The sequence below is a fragment of the Microbacterium suwonense genome, from assembly GCF_030296555.1.
Taxonomy (GTDB): Bacteria; Actinomycetota; Actinomycetes; order Actinomycetales; family Microbacteriaceae; genus Microbacterium; species Microbacterium suwonense.
The window spans coordinates 428407-452001 of the sequence record NZ_AP027728.1; the positions used below are offsets into that span (position 1 = coordinate 428407).

Genomic DNA, 23595 nt, shown 5'->3' on the forward strand with positions numbered 1-23595 from the left:
GCATACAAGCAAACAGGGAGTCAGAATGTCGGAAGAGCAGCGAGACCGCCGAGACGGTGAGGGCGCGCGCGATCGACGTTCCGACTCCGACCGCAAGCCACGGAACGCCAGTTCGTCGCCGCGCACACCGCGTGGCGATGGCGCCCGGGGCGGACGCGACACTCCGCGCAAGCACGGCGACCGTCCCTATCGCAACGACCGTCCGCAGGGCGAACGTCGCTCCTACGGGGATCGCGACCGCGCTCAGGGTGACCGCAGCCAGAGTGATCGTCCCTACCGGAATGATCGTGCTCAGGGCGACCGCCCGTACCGGAATGATCGCGCCCAGGGTGAGCGTCGGTACCGGAATGACCGTCCTCAGGGCGACCGCCCGTATCGGAATGATCGCGCCCAGGGTGAGCGCCCGTATCGGAACGATCGTCCTCAGGGCGAGCGCCGTCCCTACGGCAACCGTGACCGTCCCCAGGGCGACCGTCCGTACCGGAATGACCGTCCTCAAGGTGAGCGTCCGTACCGGAACGACCGTCCCCAGGGCGACCGTCCGTATCGGAATGATGGCCCTCAGGGTGAGCGTCGTCCCTACGGCAACCGCGACCGCACCCAGGGCGACCGTCCGTACCGGAATGACCGTCCTCAGGGCGAGCGCCGTCCCTACGGCAACCGCGACCGCACCCAGGGCGACCGTCCCTACCGCGACGACCGTCCTCAGGGCGAGCGCCGTCCCTACGGCAACCGCGACCGCACCCAGGGCGACCGTCCCTACCGCGACGACCGCGCTCAGAGTGAACGTCGTCCGTACAACGATCGCGACCGCTCCCGGGGGGACCGCGATCGCAGCCGCGGCGATGGCGGATCCTTCAGAGATCGCCCCCGTGGCGGTTCCGAGCGTCCGTACAACGAGTACGCCCCGGTGCGCGAGCGCATTCCGGAGCCGCCGCTGCCGGACGAGATCACCGCGCGGGATCTGCATCCGTCGGCGCGCAACGAGCTCAAGACGCTGAGCAAGGAGAACGCCGAGCAGACCGCCAGGCATCTGGCCATGGTGGCGCAGCTGGTCGACGATGAGCCCGAGCGTGCTCATGAGCACGCACTGGCCGCGTCCCGTCGTGCAGGGCGCATCGCCGTAGTGCGGTCGACCCTTGCAATCACCGCGTACGGCATCGGCGACTTCGCGCTCGCGCTGCGTGAGCTGCGCACCTACCGTCGCATCTCCGGCAAGGACGACATGATCGCGCTCATCGTCGACAGCGAGCGGGGAGTCGGCCGCCCCGACCGTGCGCTCGAGGAGGGGCGCAGCGTGGACCAGAGTGTGCTGGATCCTGACGTTCGCGTGGCATTGGCCATCGCGATGTCCGGCGCACGCCTGGATCGTGGTGAGACCGAGCTCGCACTCGGTGAACTGGAGATCCCGGAGCTCGATCCCGACCGTGCTTTCGAGTGGAGCCCCGCGCTGTTCTCTGCGCGTGCGGCGGTGCTCGAAGACCTGGGGCGCACTGAGGAGGCGGCGTTCTGGACAGAGCGTGCCGAGGTCGCCGCCTCGGCGCTGGGCCTGGACGGCCAGTTCGACGAGATGATCGTCGAGGACGGTCTCATCGAGGACGAGGACGGGGACGAGGACGAGGACGAGGACGGGGATCTCGACGACGGTCACGATGAGCACGACGAGGTCCGAGGTGTCGAGCCCGATCCCGAGCCGCAGCCCGCATCCGAGTCCGACGACGAGACGGAGGCCTGATGGCGCTGTTCCGCCGAGCGAAGCCCGCATCCACCCCTCTCACCGATCGTGACGCCCTGCTCGCCGACCTCGACGGCGTCGTCTATGCCGGGCCCGGCGCACTGCCGCACGCCATCGACAGCCTGAACCGCGCGGCGGCGAGCATGCGCCTGGGCTACATCACCAACAACGCCTCCCGCACCGACGCCTCGGTGGCAGAGCATCTCACCGACCTCGGCCTGACCGTCGCCGCCGATGACGTCGTCACCAGTCCCCAGGCCGCCATGCGGCTGCTGGCGACCCTGGTTCCGGCGCCGGCGAGGATCCTCATCGTCGGAGGAGAGGGGCTGGTGGACGAGGCGCACAAGGCCGGCTACACGGTCACCCGCAGCGCGGAGGATTCCCCCGCAGCAGTGGTGCAGGGCTTCGCCCCCGAGGTCGCCTGGACGGATCTCGCCGAGGCGGCGTTCGCCCTGCAGCTGCCCGAGGACGAGGGCGGCATCCCGTGGATCTCCACGAACACCGACTGGACGATCCCGCGCGAGCGGGGTGTCGCACCGGGCAACGGCACGCTCGTCTCTGCCGTGCACACGGCGATCGGCCGGCTGTCGACGGTCGCTGGCAAGCCCGAGAAGCCCATCTTCGAGGTGGCGGTGGAGCGGTTCGGCGCGCAGCATCCGCTGTTCATCGGCGATCGGCTCGACACCGACATTGCCGGAGCCTCGCGCGCCGGCATCGACTCGGCGCTCGTGCTGACCGGCATCGACCGGCCCAAGCACGTGCTCGCCGCTCCCCAGGGATCCCGGCCCGACTACATCCTCAGCGACCTGCGCGAGCTGCACGAGCCCTACCCGCCGACGCTTCAGCGCGACGGCGTGTTCACGGTGAACGGCGCATCGGTGCGGGTCGTCGACGCGGATGTGCAGATCCTCGCGGCCGGCGGATCGCAGATCGACCTGCTGCGCGCCGGAGCAGCGGCGATCTGGGCGACAGGGCTGATGATCTATGCGTTCCGGGTGCCGGAGCAGCTGTACGCGGATCCTTTCCACAGGCCCTGAGCGTCTCCCGCGCGTGGTAGCGATGAGCGTTACAGTGGTCGGATGGAGCACACGCCAGACGAGCCGTCCGACGCCCTCTGGAGCCGACTCCGTCTCATCGAGGGGCAGCCGCTCTCCTCGCGCGCGGAGGCCTACGGCGCGCTGCACGACGAGCTCATGAAGCGGCTCGAGAGCGCGCCCCGCGGCGACGCCCCGGGGCAGCGATGACCAGACTCGACGCGGCCCTCGCTGCGCGAGGACTGGCACGATCGCGCACGCATGCCGCGACGCTCATCGCCGACGGCATGGTGCGCGTCGAGGGGCGACCGGTCGTGAAACCCGCGACCCCCGTCTGCGATGACGACGACATCCGTGTGGATGGAGGCGACCAGTACGTCAGCCGGGGTGCGCATAAGCTCATCGCCGCGCTGGACGGCTTCTCCGTGGATCCGACAGGCCGGCTCGCGCTCGACATGGGCGCCTCCACCGGCGGCTTCACGCAGGTGCTGCGCGAACGCGGTGCACGACGCGTGCTGGCCGTCGACGTCGGCCACGGGCAGCTCGCCGACACGATCGCCGCCGATCCCGGCGTGATCAGCGTGGAGGGCTTCAACGTCCGGCACATGACCGCACAGACGCTCGCGGATGCCACCGGCGAACCTGATCGGCCCGGCCTGGTCGTGGGTGATCTCTCGTTCATCTCGCTCGCACACGTGCTGCCCGCCGTCGCGGACGTCGTGGCGACGGACGGCGAGGTCGTCGTGCTGATCAAGCCGCAGTTCGAGGTCGGTCGCACCGCGATCAGGGGCGGTCTGGTCACGAACCCGACCCTGCGCGTGGACGCCGTCGAACGCACGCTGTGGGCGGCGCACGATTGCGGACTGGGCGTGCTCGGCATCCTGCCGTCGCCGATCCTCGGCACGCACGGAAACGCCGAATACCTGGCGCACCTCGCGCCCGGCCGGGGACGGATCCGTCAGAATGGACTGAGCAGATCGCACACGTGGCAGGAGGACGATGAACGAGCGCCGCATCCTGGTCGTCGCCCACGCGAAGCGGGAGGAGACCGTCACCGCCGCCCTGCGCATCATCGACGCTCTGCACGATGCCGGTGCGATCCCGGTGCTCCCCGCACCCGACCGCGACGAGCTCGCCGACGTCGATGCCCGCTTCGCCGAGCTCGCGCTGCTCGGTGCGGACGTCGCCGCAGACGACCTGGAGCTGGCCATCGTGCTCGGCGGCGACGGCACGATCCTGCGCGCAGCGGAGCTCGTCCGCGAGTCCGGAGCGCCCGTGCTCGGCATCAACATGGGGCACGTCGGCTTCCTCGCCGAGATCGACCGCGACGACATGGATGCCGCCGTGCGACGCGTCATCGACCGCGACTACGAGGTCGAGGAGCGGCTCGCCCTCTCCATCCGGGTGAAGGACGTCGACGGCGGTGTCGTATACGAGACCTGGGCGCTCAACGAGGCGACGGTCGAGAAGGCCAGCCGTGAGCGGATGATCGAGGTCGTGATCGAGATCGACGGCCGGCCGCTGTCCAGCTTCGGATGCGACGGGATGGTCGTCTCCACCCCGACGGGATCCACCGCGTACAACTTCTCGGCCGGTGGCCCGGTGATCTGGCCCACGGTCGAGGCGATCGCCGTCGTGCCGCTGTCGGCGCACGCACTGTTCGCCAAACCACTCGTGGTCGGGCCGGAGGCATCCGTCGCCATCGAGCTGCTCGAGCGCACCGGCGGCACCGCGATCCTGTGGTGCGACGGCCGGCGCTCGCACGAGCTGCCCCCGGGGGCGCGCGTGGTCGTGCGGCGCTCCACCCACCCGGTGCGGCTGGCGCGACTGCATCCGACCGCCTTCACCGAGCGGCTGGTGCGCAAGTTCCAACTGCCGGTCGCCGGATGGCGGGGCGCCTCGTGATCGACGAGATGCGCATCAAGGGGCTCGGGGTGATCGACGACGCGACCCTGCCGCTCGGCCCCGGCTTCACCGCCGTGACCGGCGAGACCGGTGCGGGCAAGACCATGGTCGTCACCGGGCTCGGCCTGTTGCTGGGCGCGCGGGCGGACTCCACCGCCGTGCGGGCGGGCGCGGCGCAGGCTTCGGTCGCCGGCGTGTGGCTGGTGCCGCAGCAGGGCCCCGTCGCCGACATCGTCACGGATGCCGGCGGCGAGCTCGAGCCCGCAGGCGACGACGCCGAACTGTACGTCTCCCGCACGCTCAGCGCCGAGGGCGCAGCCGCGCGAGCGTGGGAGGGCGGGCGGCCCCGGCATCCGTCCTCTCGGCGCTGGCCGACGAGCTCGTGGTCGTGCACGGGCAGTCCGATCAGCTGCGCCTGCGCTCGGCATCCGCGCAGCGCGAGGCGCTCGACCGCTTCGGCGGTGAACGGGTCGCCGGTGCTCTCGTCACGTACACGGAGTGCTTCCGCCGCTGGCGCGAGCTGGACGCCGAGATCGCCGAGCTCACCGAGAACCGAGACCGGCGGATGGCCGAGGCCGCCGCCCTGCGGGAGCAGCTCGCCGAGATCGAAGCGATCGAACCTGAAGCGGGGGAGGATGTCTCGCTGAACGAGCGGGCGGAGCGGCTCGCGAACTCCGAGGAGCTGCGCCAGTCGGCAGCCCTCGCTCGCACCGCACTGTCGGCCGAGGACGACACCCCGGACGTGGCCGTGCTCCTCGCCGAGGCGCGTCGCTCGCTGGAACGCGCCGCCGACCCGACCCTGGCAGAGATCTCCGAGGCTCTCGCCGATCTCGGCTACCGCGCCGCCGACCTCGCCGGGCAGCTGTCCAGCTACCTCGCCGACCTCGACGAGTCCGGGCCGCACGAGTTGGCTGCGGTGGAGGAGCGCCGGGCCGCGATCGGCGGCCTGATCCGGCAGCACGGATCGCTGGATGATGCGCTGGAGCTGTGGCGCACCGGCTCGCTGCGCCTGGCCGAGCTCGACGACGACGGCGACCGCATCGAGCGGCTCACCACCGAGGCCGCGCAGGCTCGTGCCGCGTTGGATAAGGCCGCCGCCGCCCTCACCGCCGCCCGCACCGAGGCGGCCGTGCGCCTGTCTGAGAAGGTCACCGAGGAGCTGCACGCACTCGCGATGCCGGATGCCCGGCTCGAGGTGCGCGTGTCGCCGGGCCCGGAGTCGACGCACGGCCGCGATGAGGTGGCGATCCTGCTGGCGCCGCATCCCGGCGCCGAACCGAGGTCGGTGTCGCGCAGCGCGTCCGGCGGTGAGCTCTCCCGCGTGATGCTGGCCATCGAGGTCGTCATCGCCGGCACCGATCCGGTGCCCACCTTCGTGTTCGACGAGGTGGATGCCGGAATCGGCGGCGCCGCCGCCATCGAGGTCGGCCGACGGCTGGCCACGCTCGCCCGCACCGCACAGGTGATCGCCGTGACGCACCTGGCGCAAGTCGCGGCGTTCGCCACCAACCACCTCTCGGTGGTGAAGTCCAACGACGGATCCGTCACCGCCTCCAGCGTCACCCGACTGGCAGGAGAGCAGCGCGAGGCTGAGATGGCCCGGCTGCTGTCCGGACTCGCTGATTCGGATGCCGCACTCAGCCACGCCCGCGAACTCCTGAGCCTGGGCTCGGAATCGAACTGATAGGATAAAAGCCCGTGATGAACACTTCTGTTGCGGGGCCCGTGAACGACACCACCAGACACATCTTCGTGACAGGCGGTGTCGTTTCGTCATTGGGGAAGGGCCTCACAGCGGCCAGCCTGGGCAACCTCCTCACCGCCCGCGGACTGCGTGTGGTGATGCAGAAGCTCGACCCCTATCTGAACGTCGACCCGGGGACGATGAACCCCTTCGAGCACGGCGAAGTGTTCGTCACCGACGACGGCGCCGAGACCGACCTGGACATCGGCCACTACGAGCGATTCCTCGGCATCGAGCTCTCGCGCGCGGCGAATGTCACCACGGGCCAGATCTACTCGCAGGTGATCGCCAAGGAGCGTCGCGGCGACTACCTCGGCGCGACCGTGCAGGTGATCCCGCACATCACCGACGAGATCAAGCGGCGCATGCGCCTGCAGGCCACTGAGGAGCCCCGCCCCGATGTGATCATCACCGAGGTCGGCGGCACGGTCGGCGACATCGAGTCGCAGCCGTTCCTGGAGGCCGCCCGGCAGCTGCGGCACGAGCTCGGGCGCGGCAACGTGTTCTTCGTGCACGTCTCCCTCGTCCCGTTCATGGGCGCGTCGGGCGAGCAGAAGACCAAGCCCACCCAGCACTCCGTCGCGGCCCTGCGCCAGGTCGGCATCCAGCCCGACGCGCTTGTGCTGCGCAGCGATCGTCCGGTCAGCATCGGCAACCGCAACAAGATCGCGCTGATGTGCGACGTCGACACCGAGGGCGTGATCAACACCGTCGACCTGCCGAGCATCTACGACATCCCCTCCACGCTGAACGAGCAGGGGCTGGACGCGTACATCATCCGGCGTCTGGACCTGGACGAGCGGGCCGGCGAGGTGGACTGGACCCGCTGGAACACCGTGCTGCACGCCGTGCACAACCCCAAGCACGAGGTGACGATCGGTCTGGTCGGCAAATACATCGACCTTCCCGACGCCTACCTGTCGGTGACCGAGGCGCTCAAGGCCGGTGGCTTCGCACAGGAGACCAAGGTCAGCATCCGCTGGATCCCCTCGGACTCCTGCGAGACGCCCGAGGGCGCGGCGAAGGCGCTCGGCGATCTGGACGGTATCTGCGTGCCCGGCGGCTTCGGAATCCGCGGCATCGAGGGCAAGCTCGGCGCGCTGCGCTTCGCACGCGAGCAGGGCATCCCGGCGCTCGGCCTGTGCCTGGGACTGCAGTGCATGGTGATCGAGTACGGACGCAACGTGGCGGGCATCGCCGGGGCGTCCTCGACCGAGTTCGACCCAGACACCGCCGAGCCGATCATCGCGACGATGGCCGAGCAGGTCGAGATCCTCGACGGGGGTGACCTGGGCGGCACCATGCGGCTGGGGCTGTACGAGGCGACCCTCGCCGAGGGGTCACTGGCCCGTGAGCTGTACGGCTCCGAGAGTGCATCCGAGCGGCACCGCCACCGCTACGAGGTCAACAACGCCTACCGCGACCGACTGTCCGAGGCCGGTCTGGTCTTCTCGGGGCTGAACCGCGAGCTCGACCTGGTCGAGTACGTCGAGCTGCCCCGTGACGTGCATCCGTTCTACATCGCCACGCAGGCGCACCCCGAGCTGCGCTCGCGCCCCACCGCACCGCATCCGCTGTTCCGCGGACTCGTCGGAGCAGCCATCGAACGGCATCGCTCCAGTGAGCTGTTCGGTGACGACGATGCCTGAGAGGACTCTGCTGAAGGACGAGCCCCTCGAGCCTGAGGTCGTCGCCAGCGACCTCGTCTACAAGGGCTGGGTGTGGGACGTGCGCTCGGACCGGGTCGCGTACGGCGACGGCGAGATCGTGCGCGAGTACGTCGCGCATACCGGCGCGGTCGCTGTGCTCGCCCTCGACGATCAGGACCGGGTGCTGCTGATCCAGCAGTACCGGCATCCGATCCGGCACCGCGACTGGGAGCTGCCAGCGGGACTTCTCGACATCGCCGGCGAGGATCCGCTCGCCGCCGCGCAGCGCGAGCTCGCCGAGGAAGCCGACGTCACGGCCGCGCACTGGGAGCACCTGGTGTCGTCCTGGACGACGCCGGGCGGCAACGACGAGATGATCCACATCTATCTCGCGACCGGGATCGCTGTGGCACCGGCCGTGCACGCGAGGGAGGACGAGGAGGCCGACATCCGCGTGGAGTGGGTGCCGCTGGCGGATGCCGTGGATGCTGTGCTCGGCGGGCGGATGCACAACGGCATCCTCTCCATCGGCGTTCTCGCCGCATCGGCGAAGCGGACCCGGAGCTGATGTGCAGCTCGATCGTGCGCTGAACGCCTATCTTCGCCACATCACGATCGAGCGCGGCCTGTCCGAGCACTCCATCGCTGCCTACCGGCGCGATCTGAACGGCTACGTCGACTGGCTCGCCGCACAGGACATCGAGACGACGGATGCCATCACCCAGGCGGTCGTGGCGGCGTTCATCGCTGAGCGCTCGGCCGCCGATCCGCCGCCGGCGGCGACGAGCCTGGCGCGCCTGCAGTCCTCCGTGCGTGGGTGGCACCGCTTCCTGGCACGGGAGGGCATCGACCAGGACGACCCGACTGGCCGGCTGCGGCCGCCGAAGACGCCGCGCCGACTGCCCAAGGCGCTCACCATCGAGCAGGTCGAGCAGCGCTGGCGGCGCCCTCGCCGGACGAGCCCCTCGGCATCCGCGATCGCGCCCTGCTCGAGCTGCTGTACGCGACCGGTGCGCGCGTCTCCGAGGCCGTCTCGCTCGATGTCGACGACCTCGCCTATGGTGACGTGCTGCGGCTGCGCGGCAAGGGCGACAAGGAGCGCATCGTGCCGATGGGCTCCTACGCGCGGGCGGCCGTCGACGCCTACCTGACCCGGGTGCGTCCTTCGCTGGCGGCGAAGGGGAAGGCGACCGCGCGGCTGTTCCTCGGTGCGCGAGGAGCGCCGCTGTCGCGTCAGAGCGCCTGGCTGGTCATCCGCGCCGCCGCGGAGAGCGCCCAGATCACCGCGGAGGTCTCGCCGCACACGCTGCGGCACTCCTTCGCGACGCATCTGCTGCAGGGCGGCGCCGACGTCCGCGTCGTGCAGGAGCTGCTCGGGCACGCCTCGGTGGCCACCACGCAGATCTACACGCACGTCTCGGTGGACACTCTGCGCGACATCTACGCCACCTCGCATCCGCGCGCCCGCTGAGCATCCCCGTCGGGCACGCCGCGGGCGCTCCCGTCCGCGTGCCGGGACTGCGCGCACCTGCCCTGCGGCTACAATCGAGCAAGCACGAACGAGCAGGAGCACTGGTGGCGGAGAAGGCGACGAAGTCCGGATCGAAGGCGACGAAGGGGGACGACACCCCCATCGGCCCGACCGGTCGTCCCTACCACGGCTTCGACATCCCCGCGCCGCTGGACTCGCATGGGCCCGCGCGCATCATCGCGCTGTGCAATCAGAAGGGCGGCGTCGGCAAGACGACCACCTCGATCAACCTGGCGGCCGCGCTCGCCGAGTATGGACGCAAGGTGCTGGCCGTCGACTTCGACCCGCAGGGCGCGCTGTCGGCCGGCCTGGGCATTCCGACCCACGACGTGCCGACCGTGTACGACCTGCTGCTGGACACCAAGCGCGATCCGCGCGAGGTCATCGTGCACTCCGCGACCGAGAACCTCGACGTGCTGCCGGCCAACATCGACCTGTCGGCGGCCGAGGTGCACCTGGTCAACGAGGTCGCCCGCGAGACGATCCTCTCCCGCGTGCTGCGGCACGTCACCGGGGAGTACGACGTCATCCTCATCGACTGCCAGCCCTCGCTCGGCCTGCTCACCGTCAACGCATTGACGGCTGCACACGGTGTGCTGATCCCGCTGGAGTGCGAGTTCTTCGCGCTGCGCGGCGTCGCGCTGCTCATCGAGACCATTGACAAGGTGCGCGACCGGCTCAACCCGTCGATCACGCTGGACGGACTGCTCGCCACGATGTACGACTCGCGCACCCTGCACTCCCGCGAGGTGCTGGAGCGCGTCGTGGAGGCCTTCGGTGACGACGTGCTGGAGACCGTGATCGGCCGCACCGTGAAGTTCCCCGACGCGTCCGTGTCGGGGGTGCCCATCACCGAGTTCGCGCCGGAGCACGCAGCCGCCCAGGCCTACCTGCGACTGGCGCGGGAGCTGGTCGCCCGTGGCGCCGTCGCCTGAGGACGCTCCTGCCGTTCAGGACGCTCCCGTCGCCGAGGACGCGCGGGGCGTCGACGACGCTCCTGTCGAGGACGCTCACGTCGCGGGCGCCCACGTCGAGGACGCCGGGTTCCGGGTGTCGCTGTCGAACTTCGACGGCCCGTTCGATCTGCTGCTGAACCTGATCTCCAAGCACGAGCTCGACATCACCGAGGTCTCGCTGAGCAAGGTGACCAACGAGTTCATCTCGTACCTGCGGGAGCTGGACGGCGAGGAGGAGCTCGAGCAGGCCTCGGAGTTCCTGGTCGTGGCGGCGACCCTTCTCGACATGAAGGTGGCGGGGCTGCTGCCGCAGGGCGAGCTGGTGGATGCCGAGTCTGTGGCGCTGCTGGAGGCCCGCGACCTGCTGTTTGCACGCCTGCTGCAGTACCGCGCCTTCAAGGAGGTCTCGGCGTGGTTCGCGCGCTGCCTGCAGCGGGAGGATCGGCGGCACGTGCGCGCAGTGTCGCTGGATGAGAAGCACCGCCGACGGACCCCGGAGCTGGTGTGGTCGCTGAGCGTCGACGACTTCGCGGCGATCGCACTGCTGGCCTTCGCGCCCAGGGAGATCCCCACGGTGGGGCTGGATCACCTGCACGCGCCGCTGGTGAGCATCCGGGAGCAGGCCGCGGTCGTGGTCACGTTGCTGCGCAGCACCGAGTCGCTGACCTTCCGCGAGCTGGTCAGCGGCGTGAACGAGGCGGGGATCGTCGTGGCGCGCTTCATCTCGGTGCTGGAGCTGTACCGGCATGCCGCGCTGTCCTTCGAGCAGCTGGAGCCGCTGGGCGAGCTGACCCTGCGCTGGTCGGCGGAGAACTGGTCCGACGAGCAGCTCGCGACCCTCGGCGCGGACTACGACAAGTGAGGCGACGATGACCGACGAGCAGACAGTGACGGACGACGAAGCTGTGGTGGATGACGCGGCTGTGGCTGGTGAGCAGACAGTGGCCGATGGACAGGTACTGGATGCCGGTGCGGCACCTGACACGACCTTGGAGACTCCGCTCGCGGAGCGGGTCGAGGCGATCCTGCTGATCATCGACGAGCCGATCGCCCTGGTCGCTCTCGCCGCCGCCGTGCACGCCCCGGTGCCCGCCGTGCGGCAGACTCTGGAGTCCCTTGTCGAGGACTACGACGGCCGGGGCAGAGGGCCGCGCCGCGGTTTCGAGCTGCGCGAGGTGGGTGGCGGGTGGCGCCTCTACGTGCGCGAGGAGCACGATGATCTGGTCGCCGAGTTCATCGGCGGTCAGGCCCCGGCGCGTCTGTCGCAGGCGGCGTTGGAGACCCTCGCCGTGATCGCCTACAAGCAGCCCGTCACGCGCGGACAGGTGGCATCCATCCGTGCCGTGAACGTCGACTCGGTGGTGCGCACCCTGCTCGCGCGCGGGCTGATCACCGAGCTGTTCGCGGATGCCGAGACCGGAGCCATCAACTACGGCACCACCGATCAGCTGCTGCAGCACCTCGGGATCAATTCGATCGACGAGCTGCCTCCGATCTCGCCGCTGCTGGACGACGGCGCCGAGGGATTCGACGAAGGGACTCTGCGGTGAGGATCTCGCGACGAGACGGTGTCGAGACTGGATTCCGCGCCGACGGATTCGACGAAGGGACTCTGCGGTGAGGATCTCGCGACGGGACGGTGCCGAGGCTGGATTCCGCGCCGAAGGATTCGACGAGGAGTACTTCGATGACCGGTGCGGAAGGGACGGCATCCGCTGAGGGCGTGCGGCTGCAGAAGGCGCTGGCGAACGCCGGGGTCGCCTCGCGGCGCGTGATCGAGCAGTACATCGTGGAGGGCCGCATCCGGGTGAACGGGCGCACCGTCACCGAGCTGGGCACGCGCATCGACCCGGACAGCGACCTGATCGACGTCGACGGCACCGCCGTGCAGCTGGACGTCTCCAAGCGCTATGTGATGCTCAACAAGCCCACCGGCATCTACAGCACCATGCGCGACGAGAAAGGCCGGCCCGATCTGCGTCGCTTCACCAAGGACTGGCCGGAGCGGCTGTACAACGTGGGCCGGCTGGATGCCGAGACCAGCGGTCTGCTGATCCTCACCAATGACGGCGATCTGGCCCACGTGCTCGCGCATCCGTCGTTCGGTGTCACGAAGGTGTACATCGCCAAGGTCGCCGGCACCGTCACTGCGCAGACGATCGCCACGCTGACCCGCGGCTTCGACCTGGAGGACGGCCCGATCAAGGCCGACAAGGCGCGTCTGCTGGATGCATCGAAGGGTTCGGGACCGGGTTCCGCGTCGAGTCTGGTGGAGCTGACCCTGCACTCCGGACGCAACCGCATCGTGCGCCGGATGATGGCCGCGGTGGGGCATCCCGTCGAAGAGCTCGTACGCCGGCAGTTCGGCCCGCTGCACCTGGGAACCCTCCCGGCGGGGAAGGCCAGGGAACTGACTAAAATCGAACGTGGCGCGCTGCTGACCCTCTCGCGCCAGGATTCACCTGCGGCCGCGGGAGACGACGACAAGCAGGAGACCGAGTGAGCGATTCCACGAACGCCCGCGCTGCGCGCGTGTCCGGGACCGTGCGCATCGTCGGCGCCGGCCTGCTCGGCTCCAGCATCGGCCATGCGCTGCGCGCTCTCGACGTCGACGTCGTGCTCGCCGACGCCTCGCCCTCGCAGCTGCGGCTGGCGATCGACTACGGCGCCGGCCGTGCGGAGCGCGAAGACGACAACCCGAGCCTGATCGTGGTGGCGGTGCCCCCGGATGTCACGGCGGACGTCATCCAGGCCGAGCTCAAGGCCTACCCGGATGCCGTCGTCACGGACGTCGCCAGCGTCAAGCTGGAGCCCTTCGACCAGCTGCGACGGCGCGGCGTGGATCTGACGCGGTACATCGGCTCGCATCCGCTGGCCGGGCGTGAGCGCGGCGGGGCGATCTCTGCTCGTGCCGACCTGTTCGTGGGTCGTCCGTGGGTGGTGTGCCGCGACGAGGAGACCCGTGCGGCCGATCTCTCGCTCGTCGAGGCCCTCGCGCTGGACCTCGGCGCGATGCCGCTGGAGATGACTCCGGAGGAGCACGATCACTCGGTCGCGCTGACCTCGCACGTGCCGCAGGTGGTCGCGAGCCTGCTGGCGGCCCGCCTGGCATCCGCCGACGAGGACGCGCTGCGACTGGCAGGGCAGGGCGTGCGCGACACGACCCGCATCGCCGCATCCGCTCCTGAGCTGTGGGTGCAGATCCTCAGCGCGAACGCGGAGCCGGTGGTCGAGGTGCTCGATGCGCTCGCCGCCGACCTGCGCGACGTCTCGGATGCCCTGCGCGAGCCGAACGCACCCGGCGCCCGCCGCAGGGTGGCGGATGCCATCAAGCACGGCAATGAGGGCGTCGAACGGCTGCCGGGCAAACACGGCCAGAACCGCCGTTTCGAGCAGCTCGTCGTGATGGTCGACGACACTCCCGGCCAGCTGGGCCGCCTGTTCGGCGAACTGGGCGAGCTGGGCGTGAACGTCGAAGACCTGCGCCTGGAGCACTCCCCGGGCGCGCAGTTCGGCCTGGCCGACATCAGCGTGGCGCCGGCCGCGCTGCGCGGCGCCATCGAGGGACTGGAAGCACGCGGCTGGCGGATTGCGGGGAACACCAATGACTGAGGCCTCTGAGTCGGCGCACCGCGCCGACAAGTTCATCGCCATCGACGGGCCGGCCGGCTCCGGCAAGTCCAGCGTGTCCAAGGCCATCGCTCGCAGGCTCGGCTACGGCTACCTCGACACCGGCGCCGCCTACCGGGCGCTGGCCTGGCAGGTGCTCGAGCGAGGTGCGGACACCGCCGATGCCGATGCCGTGCGATCGGCAGCATCCGATTTCCCTCTGATTCAGCGCCTCGACCCCGACGACCGGCACGTGCTGGTGGGGGATGCGAACGTGACCGACGCGATCCGCGACCCTCGGGTGTCGGCGGCCGTGAGCGGCGTCGCCCGTGTGCCCGAGGTGCGGGTGCAGGTGAACGAGATGTTCCGGCGGATGGTGGCCGAAGCCGACTATCCCGCCGTGGTCGTCGAGGGCCGTGACATCACGACCGTCGTCGCCCCGGATGCGCCCGTGCGCATCCTGCTGACCGCCGCCCCTGAGGTGCGTGCGGCGCGCCGGGCCGGTGAGCTCGGCGGATCGGATCCGGTGGCCGTCGCGGCGGCACTGCACAAGCGCGACGCTTCCGACAGCAGCGTGGTCGACTTCCTCAACGCCGCACCCGGCGTGGACGTCGTCGACTCGACAGAACTCGATTTTTCCCAGACCATCGATGCCGTGCTCGCCGTGATCGAGCGCCGCCGCGATGCCGACAAGGAGCGCCACCATGGCCGATGAAGAGTACGAGGGCGGTCCCGACCACCTCGCCGAGAAGATGGCCGAGCTCGACGAGCAGCTCGCCGAGCAGCGTGCGGAGCTGATGCGCGGCACGCTCGCCGACTACGAGTTGGACGACGACGATCAGCAGCTGCTCGAGGGCGCCACGCGCGGTGAGGACGGCATCGAATACCTGCCGGCGCTGCCGGTGGTCGCGATTGTGGGGCGTCCGAACGTCGGCAAGTCCGCGCTGGTGAACCGCATCCTCGGCCGCCGTGAGGCCGTCGTGGAGGACACCCCTGGCGTCACCCGCGACCGGGTCACCTACAAGGCCGAGTGGATGGAGAAGCGGTTCTCGCTGGTGGACACCGGCGGGTGGGAGCCGGATGCCAAGGGCATCGACCGCTCGGTGGCGGCCCAGGCCGAGGTCGCGATCGACCTGGCCGACATGGTGCTGTTCGTCGTGGACGCGAAGGTCGGCGCGACCTCGACCGACGAGCACGTCGTGAAGCTGCTGCGCAAGAGCGGCAAGCCGGTGTTCCTGGTCGCGAACAAGATCGACGACGCGCGACAGGAGCCCGAGGCTGCGGCACTGTGGAATCTGGGCCTGGGCGAGCCGTACCCGGTCTCGGCCATCCACGGGCGCGGCGTCGCCGATCTGCTCGACCTCATCGTCGAGAAGCTTCCCGAGGTGTCGACGGTCGCCAAGGCCGAGATCGGCGGACCGCGCCGCGTCGCCATCCTGGGGCGTCCGAACGTGGGCAAATCCTCGCTGCTGAACAAGGCGGCGGGGGAGGAGCGCGTGGTCGTCAACGACCTGGCCGGCACCACCCGCGACCCGGTGGACGAGATCGTCGAGCTCGGCGGGAAGATGTGGCGGCTGGTCGACACCGCCGGCATCCGCCGTCGCGTGCACCTGCAGCAGGGGGCCGACTTCTACGCCTCGCTGCGCACCTCCGCCGCGCTGGAGAAGGCCGAGGTGGCCGTGGTCGTGCTGGATGTGAGCCAGCCGATCAGCGTGCAGGACCTGAACATCATCGACATGGTGCTCGACTCGGGTCGTGCGCTGGTGCTCGCATTCAACAAGTGGGATCGCCTCTCGGACGAGGACATGGAGAACTCCGAGCGCCGCCGATACCTGGAGCGCGAGATCGAGCAGGACCTTGCGCACGTCGCCTGGGCCCCGCGGGTGAACATCTCGGCGAAGACGGGCCGGCACTTCGACCGGCTCGTGCCGGCGCTGGAGCGCGCGCTGGAGAACTGGGATCGTCGCATCCCCACCGGCAAGCTCAACGCCTTCCTCACCGAGCTCGTCGCCGCCAATCCGCATCCGCTGCGCGGCGGCAAGCAGCCGCGCGTGCTGTTCGGCACCCAGGCGGCAACGCGTCCGCCGACGTTCGTGCTGTTCACGACCGGATTCCTCGACCCCGGGTATCGCCGGTTCATCCAGCGCCGACTCCGCGAGCTGTACTCCTTCGAGGGCACGCCGATCGTCATCAACATGCGCGTCAGGGAACGGCGCCAGCGCAAGTAGCCGGGGCGGTGTAGGGAGCCGGGCCGGCGTTGGCAGTCGGGCTGGGTGTTCGTTCCGTTCCCGGGGATAATGGGAGCGGATGCCATGATCCCGGCATCCGTATCCGCTCGGCCCACGAGGCCCGCTGAAGGAGACTGCGATGACGCACACCCTGCCCCTGCCCGATTTCGCCCACGAGCGCGTGGAGGTGATCACGGGCCGCCGCAGTGGCCTGTTCATCGCGGTCGCGCTGCATTCGTCGGTGCTCGGCTCGGCCCTCGGCGGTGCGCGGCTGTGGACCTATCCGCACTGGAGCGATGCCCTCGGCGACGCCCTGCGGCTCTCGGCCGCGATGACACTGAAGAATGCGGCGGCCGGTCTGGACGCGGGCGGCGGGAAGTCGGTGATCCGTCTGGAGCCGGGGGAGACGCTGGATGCCGATCGTCGCCGCGATGCCTTCCTGGACCTGGGCGATGCCGTCGAACTGATGGGCGGGCTGTACCGCACGGCTGAGGATGTCGGATCGACCACGGATGACATGCTCACGGTCAGCGAGCGCACGCAGCACGTCGTGGGCCTGCCCTCGACCGTCGGAGGCTCGGGCGAGCCGGCCGGTCCGACCAGCCTGGGTGTGTACGCCTCGCTGCTCGCCGTGCTGGAGCGGGTGACCGGATCGGCATCCGCCGAGGGCCGCCGTGTGACGATCTCGGGCCTCGGACAGGTCGGCGGGCGACTCGCGACGCGTCTGGCCGAGCAGGGTGCGCAGCTGACTGTGACCGACATCAACCCGGCCCGGCGCGCGTTCGCCGCCGAGCTCGGGGCGACGTGGGTGGAGCCGGGCACTGAGCACCTGGTGAGCGGCGATGTGTTCGTGCCGGCGGGGATCGGTGGCGTGCTCACCGACGAGGTCATCGACGCACTGGATGTGAGGGCCGTCTGCGGCCCGGCGAACAACCCGCTGGCCGATCATTCGGGCGCCGACCGTCTGGCCGGGCGCGGGATCCTCTACGCACCAGACTTCGTCGTCAACGCGGGCGGGGTGATCTACCTGGACCTGGAGGCCAAGCAGATCGGGTCGAGCGATGAGATCATGGCCCGCGTCGCGGGGATCGGCGACACGGTGCGCACGATCCTGGACGATGCCGAGGCGCGCGGCGTGACTCCACTGCAGGCCGCGGAAGAGCTCGCGGCGTCGCGGTTGCGTGCGGGGGCTGAGGTGGGTGCGCGCTGATGCCGGCGTGTATTGATGCGTCGGTGAGTACTGACACGGTGGTGTGTACTGACGCCGTGCGTGCTGAGCATGACATGCACTGAGCGGGGCGTGTGCTGAGCGGGGCGTGTGCTGACGCTGTGGTGAGTGCTGAGCGTGGCTGATGCTGACGCCGTGGCGGTGAGGTCGAGACGGGCGCTGATGAGTCGGCGGTGAGGCTGGTGCGGTAACCTGCCGACTCGTGCCGCCACAGCTGGTGCTGCTGTGAAAGGCTGGAAGGGTGACGATCATCCCTCCCGCACCCGGCGAGCCGCGCCGTCCGCACGGGCCGCGCGACAGCGGGGATGCCTGGGTGGTTGCGGAGACGGGGGAGCGTTACTGGGGGCGCTACGGCGCCGCGGGGCTGCTCGCGGTCGATCCGCGGCGAGGTGTGCTGCTGCAGCATCGCGTGGAGTGGAGTCACTTCGGCGGCACCTGGGGCATTCCCGGGGGTGCGTTGCATGAAGGCGAGTCGGCCCTGCGCGGCGCACTGCGCGAAGCTCAGGAGGAGGCCGGGATCCCGGACGGGGCCGTGCGTGCGCGGTTCGCGAGCGTGCTCGACCTGAACATCTGGTCGTACACGACCGTGATCGGGGATGTGCAGGAGCCGTTCGAGCCGGTGATCAGTGACCCGGAGAGCCTGGCGCTGGAGTGGGTGCCGGTCGACCAGGTGGATCAGCGACCGCTGCACCCCGGCTTCGGCGCGGCGTGGCCGGAGTTGAGGAGGCTGCTGTCGGTGCGTCCCACGATCGTGGTGGACGCGGCCAACGTGGTCGGATCCGTGCCCGACGGCTGGTGGAAAGACCGAGCGGGCGCGGCGGCCCGGCTGCGCGACCGGCTGTCGTCGTGGATGCAGGATGGCGTGGCATCGTCTGCGCTCGATCTCGGAGCGACTCGCTGGTATCCGCAGGTGTCGATGGTTGTCGAAGGGCAGGCGCGAGCGCTGACGGATGCTGGTGCTGCGCGTGCTGGCAATGGCGAGCCTATCGGCGGCTGGCGCGTCGAGGGCGGACGCGTCGAGGGTGGCCATGCCGAGGTCGGACGTGTGCAGGTCGTGCGTGCCGAAGCGGCCGGCGACGACGCGATCGTCGACGAGGCGAGCCGCTTGAATGAGGAAGGGTCGCAGGTGACGGTCGTTACGAGCGACCGGGGGCTGCGGGCACGAGTCGAGGAGACCGGTGCGCGAGTTCAATCTGCCGGCTGGCTGCTGCGTCAGCTGGGCTGAGGCGCGGGACTCGGCTGGTCTGAGGCGCGCCGACTCGGCTGAGGGTGCCGAGAAGGAATCAACCCGGCTGAGACGGGAACGGTCGTGCTCTTGTACGTCTGACTGGTGCTGTGGCGCAGCGCTGTGGTGCTGGTGCTGGTGGCGCAGCGTTGACGGAAGTGCCGGTGCTGTGACCTCGCGAGCCCGAGACCTCTGTAACGCTGAGCGCATCGGTTCGTTGTCGTTGTCGTTGTCGTTGTTTCGGGTTCACGTTCGGGTGCAGGCACCGGTGCGGGTGCCAGGGCAGGCACGTCTCGTCGCCGCCCGTCGGCGGGTCGTCAGAAAGGGGCACCCACTTCTGTCGCGGTGGGATGCGTGGGATCGACGGAGGAGGCATACGTCCAAGGCGGCGTACATCCTGGTGGTGGTGCTGATCCTGGCGGTGCGGTCGAAGTCGGCCGATCTGCCGACGTGGATGACGTTGCTGACATGAGCGGCTCCGTGGATGCGGATGGCTCACTCGAGTCGGACGGCACGAACATGACACGTCGGGGTGCGGGATCGGGATAGGTGCGTCCGGTCGGGCTGATCCACTGCACTGTCTGGTCGGGTAGCTGTCGTGCCCGCCATCGGGCGGTCTCGGGGATGTCGGGATGCTTGAGCACGTGATGCGCCCGGCAGAAGTGAGCGAGGTTGTCGATGGCTGTCGGGCCGCCCAATGCGTAGTCGTGGTTGTGGTCGATGTCGCAGCGGTGCACGGGCTGTCGGCAGCCCGGGAATCGGCAGTGCTGGTCGCGGGCACGCAGGTAACGGCGCATCGGCTCGGTCGGAGTGTAGGTATCGGTCTGCGTGAGCATCCCGGTCGGGTCAAGGAACAGGCGAGTCCATCCTGTGCGAACGCCGGCGAGAGCGCGGGCGGTGTCGGGATGCAGCGGCCCGTGTCCGTCGAGCTGCGCGGGCTTGTCGTCATCGCCGCGGAGTGTCGTGGCGGCGACGGTGACCTGGATGGTGGCGTGAATGTTCTCCATACCGGTGCCGTGTGCTGCGGACGGATCGGAGGCGAGCAGCAGATCGGTGAACAGATCCGCCCGCAGCTGATCGATCGTGCGGGAATCGTCGGGAAGCCGGATGAGCAGCGGGCTGTCCGGGTTCGTGCGTGGATCAGAATCCAGATCCGGGAGGGGCGGCAGGCCGAATGGGAACGGATCCTCATCCACGGGGGAATCGGCCACGTTGGTCTTGCGCGTATCGGCCTCCTCCACACCGGTGGGGGAGCGCATCTCGTGGGAGCCGGTCTCGCGGGTGAACGGGTCGGTGGTGAACGTGTCGCCGTGGAAGATCGCTCCGGACCGCTCATCGTTCCGCACCGCGGATTCCGCCCTGGTTCCCGCTGCGGGGTCGCCGGCCTTATCGGCATCGGCACCGGCGGAGCTGTCGTCGTCGGGCTGATGGGATTCGATCCATAGGATCCAGGCGTCGAGGGCCGCCCACTCGGCATCCGTGGGCTCGGCAGCAGGCAGGCAGGTGGGACGGTCCTCGGGATGACGGCGCTGGTGCCGGGCCAGGGCGGTGAGGCGGTCAAGGATCGCGACGGCGAGATGCTCGGGCAGCACTGCCTGCAACAGCGCCATCCCCTCCCCGACGGAGCGCACGGTGATCTCTCGCTCACTCCGGGCGCGCGTGTGCTGTTCGACGACCGTGACTCCGGCCAATGCTGCGGCGACCTGCCTGGCATGCGCACGGGTGCGGGCCGGAGTATCGGCCTCTGCAACCTCCAGGACTGCCGCCTCATACAGGTTCAGTGTTCCGGCATCCACCGTCCCGGCATCGATCGCCTCCCGCACGGGCTGCGCCTCGCGCAGGATCGCCCGCACATGCGCGGGAGTGATCAGACCTTGCTCGTGAGAACGACGGGTTGCGGGGTGCACGTCGTACAGGGTGCGGGCGTCGACGAACGCGAATTCCATTGATCCCTTTGAGAGGTGACCGGCTGCGGCATACTCCGCGAACATCGAGCGCTCGATCGCATCCCTGTGCATCGGCTGTGCTGCGACCTCTTCCGCCCAGATCTCCCACCGCTCTGCGAGCAGTGCCGCCGACTCCGCCTGCAGCACTGCGATCTCTCGCTGCTTCGACACCCACGCCTCCAACAGCGCGCCGCGCCGTTCGAAGAGAGGGATCGGATCCGAAGTCATGCATCCAGTGTAGAACAAAATTACGAAAAGACAAGTTTCAGACGTGATTAAACATCGAACAGAATCTCACTCGGATTGGTCTCGCCTTCGCAAGCGGTCGATCTCGCGCCGCTCGCGTTTGGTCGGGCGCCCCGCACCGCGGTCGCGCACGGCCAGCATCGCGACAGGATCGCGGGGAGGCGTGCGGTCCTCGTACGCGGTGACGGCGACCGGCGCTCCGACACGCTTGACGAGCGTCCGGCGCACCACCAGGATGCGGTCGAATCCGGAGATGCGCACGCGCACCTCATCCCCGGGCTTTACGGTCTGTGCCGCCTTCGTGCGCTCACCGTTCACCCGCACATGCCCTGCCCGGCATGCGGTCGTCGCAGCTGACCGCGTCTTGTAGATGCGGATCGCCCACAGCCAGCTGTCGATGCGCGCCGGCTTCATGGCATCCGTCATCGCGAATCTCGTATCGCGAGAGTCCGGAGCACACCGTACACGATGAGGCCCTGGCCGAGCGTGTAGGTGAGCATGACGGCGGGGCTCATCCACTCCGGTGCGGTGTCGGGCAGGAACAGCCGGAAGGCGAGGAGGGAGTCGCTGGTGAGGAAGAAGGCGCCGCCGACGGCGACGATCGGGTGGCACCGAGCCGAGCTGACTGCGGTGCCGGCCAGCACCAGTCCGTAGCCGGCGACTGCGAACAGGAGTGAGCCGGTGTGCGGGCCGATGACGATCAGCATCCCGACCCACCATGCTGCGTAGATCAGAGTCCACCATGGCAGACGGCGCACGCGTGCGTACCGGAGGAACAAGGCGATGTAGCCGAGGTGAGCGATGCCGAAGAACAGCAGCATCAGCGGGAGTTCGGATCCGACTGGGAAGAACGTCCCTGCGCCGTCGCCGAGCAAAGAGAACAGCAGTGCGCCGAGTAGCAGAGCAAGTGCGGACCGCGGTCGAAGGCGTGGTGCGGCGAGGAGGACGGGCAGCGTGAGCAGCGGCATCAGCGTCAGCTTGGTGGGTGCGGCGAAGGGGTTGTGCGTCGCGAGTGCGGTCACGTGGACGATCGTGAGCACGACGTACGGCACCCAGGCGAGAGAGTCGAGTAGGCGGATGCCGCCCGGCGTCCGCTCGGGTTGGATCGCGGACGTGTACGTCGATGCGCTCACGATTCCACCGTCACAGAGGTGACGGCGCCATCGGCATCGAGGTGCGCTGCCGGCCAGTACCCGTCGGGGAAGTGCTCGCCGCAGGTGTCGACGAAGTGCAGCACGAGCTCACCGTCTGCGGCTGCCTCAATCGCCTCGAGCCGAAGGTCTACGGCAGCGCCCGCGAGTTCGTTCGGAGTGGGCTCCACATCGCTGAACTGGGTGACGATGGCATCCGATGTTCGTCGACGGATGCCGTCGAGATCGGCGACGATCGCTCGCAGCCGGGGAGGCGTGCTCGGACGTCGTCGACGTCGGGGCCGTCGATCATCAGCTCCACGTCGTCGCCGTCGAGATCGATGCGACCGGCGTACCAATCGTGCACGGCGACGGTGCCGTCATCGAAGGTGCTCTCGGCGCGCGTCAGCAGACCCAGATCGGGGTCGTCGATGGGCGGATGCTGTGCGGTCATGGCTTCACGGTAGCGCGGAGGAGTGCGCGAGGTCGCGAACGACGAGGACACGTCGGCGGGTGAGAGGCTCCGTCGGATGGAAGCCCTGAGCGATGAAGGTGGAGAGGGCCCCGTGGAACAGATCGTTGGAACGGTGTGTGCCCTCGGAAGTGTCGACCGGATACGCCTCGATGACGCGGGCGCCGGATTCGCGCGCGTAGTCGATCGCGGCACGCAGCAGCTGCGCGTTGAGTCCCTTGCCGCGGTGCTCGCGCCGCATGACGAAGCATGTCACGGCCCAGACGCTCTCGTCATCGAGCGGCTCGGCCGTGGCCGCCGCGATGGCGCGCGTGCGCAGAATCCGCGTCTGCGCTGCGCGAGGGCCGATGCGGATCCAGCCCGCAGCCTCTCCGTCGACGTAGGCGACCAGCCCCGGCGGGGGACCGGCTGCGATCTCATCGTGCAGCATGTCGCGGCGCTGATCGACGGTCGTCGCGTGCCAATCCTTGTTGCTCACGACCGGCCAGATGCACTGACAGCTGCGCCCGTCCCCGCCGCCGGAGAGGGAATGCTGCACGTCATCCCATCGGCCGATCGTCGCGCGTTCTATGGTGATGGTGGACATGCATCGCACGCTACGCGGGGCTTCGGACATCGGCAATGCGTCGGCGCGCGTCGTCCTGCCGTCGATGGTTCGCGGGGGCGTTTCCGGTGGGCTACGATGGATGAGTTGCCCGCGTGAGAGCGCGGACTGCCACGGGCTGTGGCGCAGCTTGGTAGCGCACTTGACTGGGGACCAGGTGAGTTAGAGCGGCGATACAACCAGAAAACTAAACAACGGGATGTGGCGCAGCTTGGTAGCGCACTTGACTGGGGGTCAAGGGGTCGCAGGTTCAAATCCTGTCATCCCGACAAAAAGCCCTGGTGAGAAGCAATTTTCACCAGGGCTTCGTCGTTTCTGGGTTACCGGCCAGAACGTGTGTATGGGGTCGGGCG

The 23595-nt window shown here is 69.3% G+C and carries 20 protein-coding genes, 1 tRNA gene and 3 pseudogenes; 19 read left to right on the plus strand and 5 right to left on the minus strand.

From position 1 onward, the window contains the following. Positions 1–25: 25 nt before the first annotated feature. The 18 genes and pseudogenes from QUE33_RS02170 (at position 26) to QUE33_RS02250 (ending at position 18844) form a co-directional block, all read left to right on the plus strand. Entirely contained in the window at positions 26–1735 is a 1710-nt protein-coding gene (locus QUE33_RS02170) for a primosomal protein (RefSeq protein WP_286301662.1), read from the plus strand. Further along, positions 1735–2772 carry an HAD-IIA family hydrolase gene (locus tag QUE33_RS02175; protein ID WP_286301664.1) on the plus strand — a complete coding sequence of 346 codons (1038 nt, stop codon included), beginning with the start codon at positions 1735–1737 and terminating at the stop codon, positions 2770–2772. Before QUE33_RS02170 ends, QUE33_RS02175 begins: the two co-directional genes overlap by 1 nt. A gap of 42 nt (positions 2773–2814) precedes the next feature. Further along, positions 2815–2979: a hypothetical protein gene (locus QUE33_RS15970; protein WP_350226492.1), complete on the plus strand. Its 165-nt coding sequence runs from the start codon at positions 2815–2817 to the stop codon at positions 2977–2979. Beyond that, positions 2976–3772 (plus strand): annotated as a pseudogene (locus QUE33_RS02180) (TlyA family RNA methyltransferase). Before QUE33_RS15970 ends, QUE33_RS02180 begins: the two are co-directional and overlap by 4 nt. Next, complete coding sequence (locus tag QUE33_RS02185) at positions 3769–4674, plus strand: NAD kinase (protein WP_286301665.1); 906 nt, start codon at positions 3769–3771, stop codon at positions 4672–4674. The pseudogene QUE33_RS02180 and the gene QUE33_RS02185 overlap by 4 nt, the downstream one beginning before the upstream one ends. Beyond that, positions 4671–6358: pseudogene (gene recN / locus QUE33_RS02190) on the plus strand (DNA repair protein RecN). Before QUE33_RS02185 ends, recN begins: the two are co-directional and overlap by 4 nt. A gap of 17 nt (positions 6359–6375) precedes the next feature. Further along, entirely contained in the window at positions 6376–8067 is a 1692-nt protein-coding gene (gene pyrG / locus QUE33_RS02195) for a CTP synthase (RefSeq protein WP_286303004.1), read from the plus strand. Next, positions 8060–8635, plus strand: coding sequence for an NUDIX domain-containing protein (locus tag QUE33_RS02200; RefSeq protein WP_286301667.1), 576 nt, complete (start codon positions 8060–8062; stop codon positions 8633–8635). Before pyrG ends, QUE33_RS02200 begins: the two co-directional genes overlap by 8 nt. A gap of 1 nt (position 8636) precedes the next feature. Beyond that, positions 8637–9538 (plus strand): annotated as a pseudogene (xerD, locus tag QUE33_RS02205) (site-specific tyrosine recombinase XerD). A 104-nt stretch (positions 9539–9642) separates the two neighbouring features. Next, positions 9643–10533 carry a ParA family protein gene (locus QUE33_RS02210; protein ID WP_286301668.1) on the plus strand — a complete coding sequence of 297 codons (891 nt, stop codon included), beginning with the start codon at positions 9643–9645 and terminating at the stop codon, positions 10531–10533. Next, complete coding sequence (locus QUE33_RS02215; RefSeq protein WP_378762144.1) at positions 10517–11416, plus strand: segregation and condensation protein A; 900 nt, start codon at positions 10517–10519, stop codon at positions 11414–11416. Before QUE33_RS02210 ends, QUE33_RS02215 begins: the two co-directional genes overlap by 17 nt. 7 nt (positions 11417–11423) lie before the next feature. Further along, entirely contained in the window at positions 11424–12104 is a 681-nt protein-coding gene (scpB, locus tag QUE33_RS02220; RefSeq protein ID WP_286301669.1) for an SMC-Scp complex subunit ScpB, read from the plus strand. A gap of 137 nt (positions 12105–12241) precedes the next feature. After that, entirely contained in the window at positions 12242–13057 is an 816-nt protein-coding gene (locus QUE33_RS02225; protein WP_286301670.1) for a pseudouridine synthase, read from the plus strand. After that, positions 13054–14166, plus strand: coding sequence for a prephenate dehydrogenase (locus QUE33_RS02230; RefSeq protein ID WP_286301671.1), 1113 nt, complete (start codon positions 13054–13056; stop codon positions 14164–14166). The genes QUE33_RS02225 and QUE33_RS02230 overlap by 4 nt, the downstream gene beginning before the upstream one ends. Next, a complete protein-coding gene (cmk, locus tag QUE33_RS02235) occupies positions 14159–14878 on the plus strand; it encodes a (d)CMP kinase (protein WP_286301672.1) in 720 nt (239 codons plus the stop codon). The genes QUE33_RS02230 and cmk overlap by 8 nt, the downstream gene beginning before the upstream one ends. After that, positions 14868–16391 carry a ribosome biogenesis GTPase Der gene (gene der, locus QUE33_RS02240; RefSeq protein WP_286301674.1) on the plus strand — a complete coding sequence of 508 codons (1524 nt, stop codon included), beginning with the start codon at positions 14868–14870 and terminating at the stop codon, positions 16389–16391. Before cmk ends, der begins: the two co-directional genes overlap by 11 nt. 139 nt (positions 16392–16530) lie before the next feature. Next, entirely contained in the window at positions 16531–17601 is a 1071-nt protein-coding gene (locus QUE33_RS02245; protein ID WP_286301676.1) for a Glu/Leu/Phe/Val dehydrogenase family protein, read from the plus strand. 259 nt (positions 17602–17860) lie between these two features. Beyond that, entirely contained in the window at positions 17861–18844 is a 984-nt protein-coding gene (locus QUE33_RS02250; RefSeq protein ID WP_286301678.1) for an NUDIX domain-containing protein, read from the plus strand. Positions 18845–19161: 317 nt separating this feature from the next. On the opposite strand, the gene QUE33_RS02255 is transcribed toward QUE33_RS02250, so the two are convergent. The 5 genes from QUE33_RS02255 to QUE33_RS02275 form a co-directional block, all read right to left on the minus strand. Beyond that, on the minus strand, positions 19162–21018 hold the full coding sequence (locus QUE33_RS02255; RefSeq protein ID WP_286301679.1) for an HNH endonuclease signature motif containing protein: 1857 nt from the start codon (positions 21016–21018) through the stop codon (positions 19162–19164). A gap of 66 nt (positions 21019–21084) precedes the next feature. Beyond that, positions 21085–21462 carry an RNA-binding S4 domain-containing protein gene (locus tag QUE33_RS02260; protein ID WP_286301680.1) on the minus strand — a complete coding sequence of 126 codons (378 nt, stop codon included), beginning with the start codon at positions 21460–21462 and terminating at the stop codon, positions 21085–21087. Continuing rightward, positions 21459–22169, minus strand: coding sequence for a lysoplasmalogenase family protein (locus QUE33_RS02265; RefSeq protein WP_286301681.1), 711 nt, complete (start codon positions 22167–22169; stop codon positions 21459–21461). The genes QUE33_RS02260 and QUE33_RS02265 overlap by 4 nt, the downstream gene beginning before the upstream one ends. 148 nt (positions 22170–22317) lie before the next feature. After that, the gene (locus tag QUE33_RS02270; protein WP_286301682.1) at positions 22318–22620 is read right to left on the minus strand and encodes a hypothetical protein; all 303 of its coding nucleotides are present in this window, start codon (positions 22618–22620) and stop codon (positions 22318–22320) included. Positions 22621–22624: 4 nt separating this feature from the next. Continuing rightward, the gene (locus tag QUE33_RS02275) at positions 22625–23224 is read right to left on the minus strand and encodes a GNAT family N-acetyltransferase (protein WP_286301684.1); all 600 of its coding nucleotides are present in this window, start codon (positions 23222–23224) and stop codon (positions 22625–22627) included. Between the two features lie 213 nt (positions 23225–23437). Between QUE33_RS02275 and QUE33_RS02280 the strand changes: the two genes are divergently transcribed. Continuing rightward, positions 23438–23511 (plus strand) — tRNA-Pro (locus tag QUE33_RS02280). Positions 23512–23595: the final 84 nt, after the last annotated feature.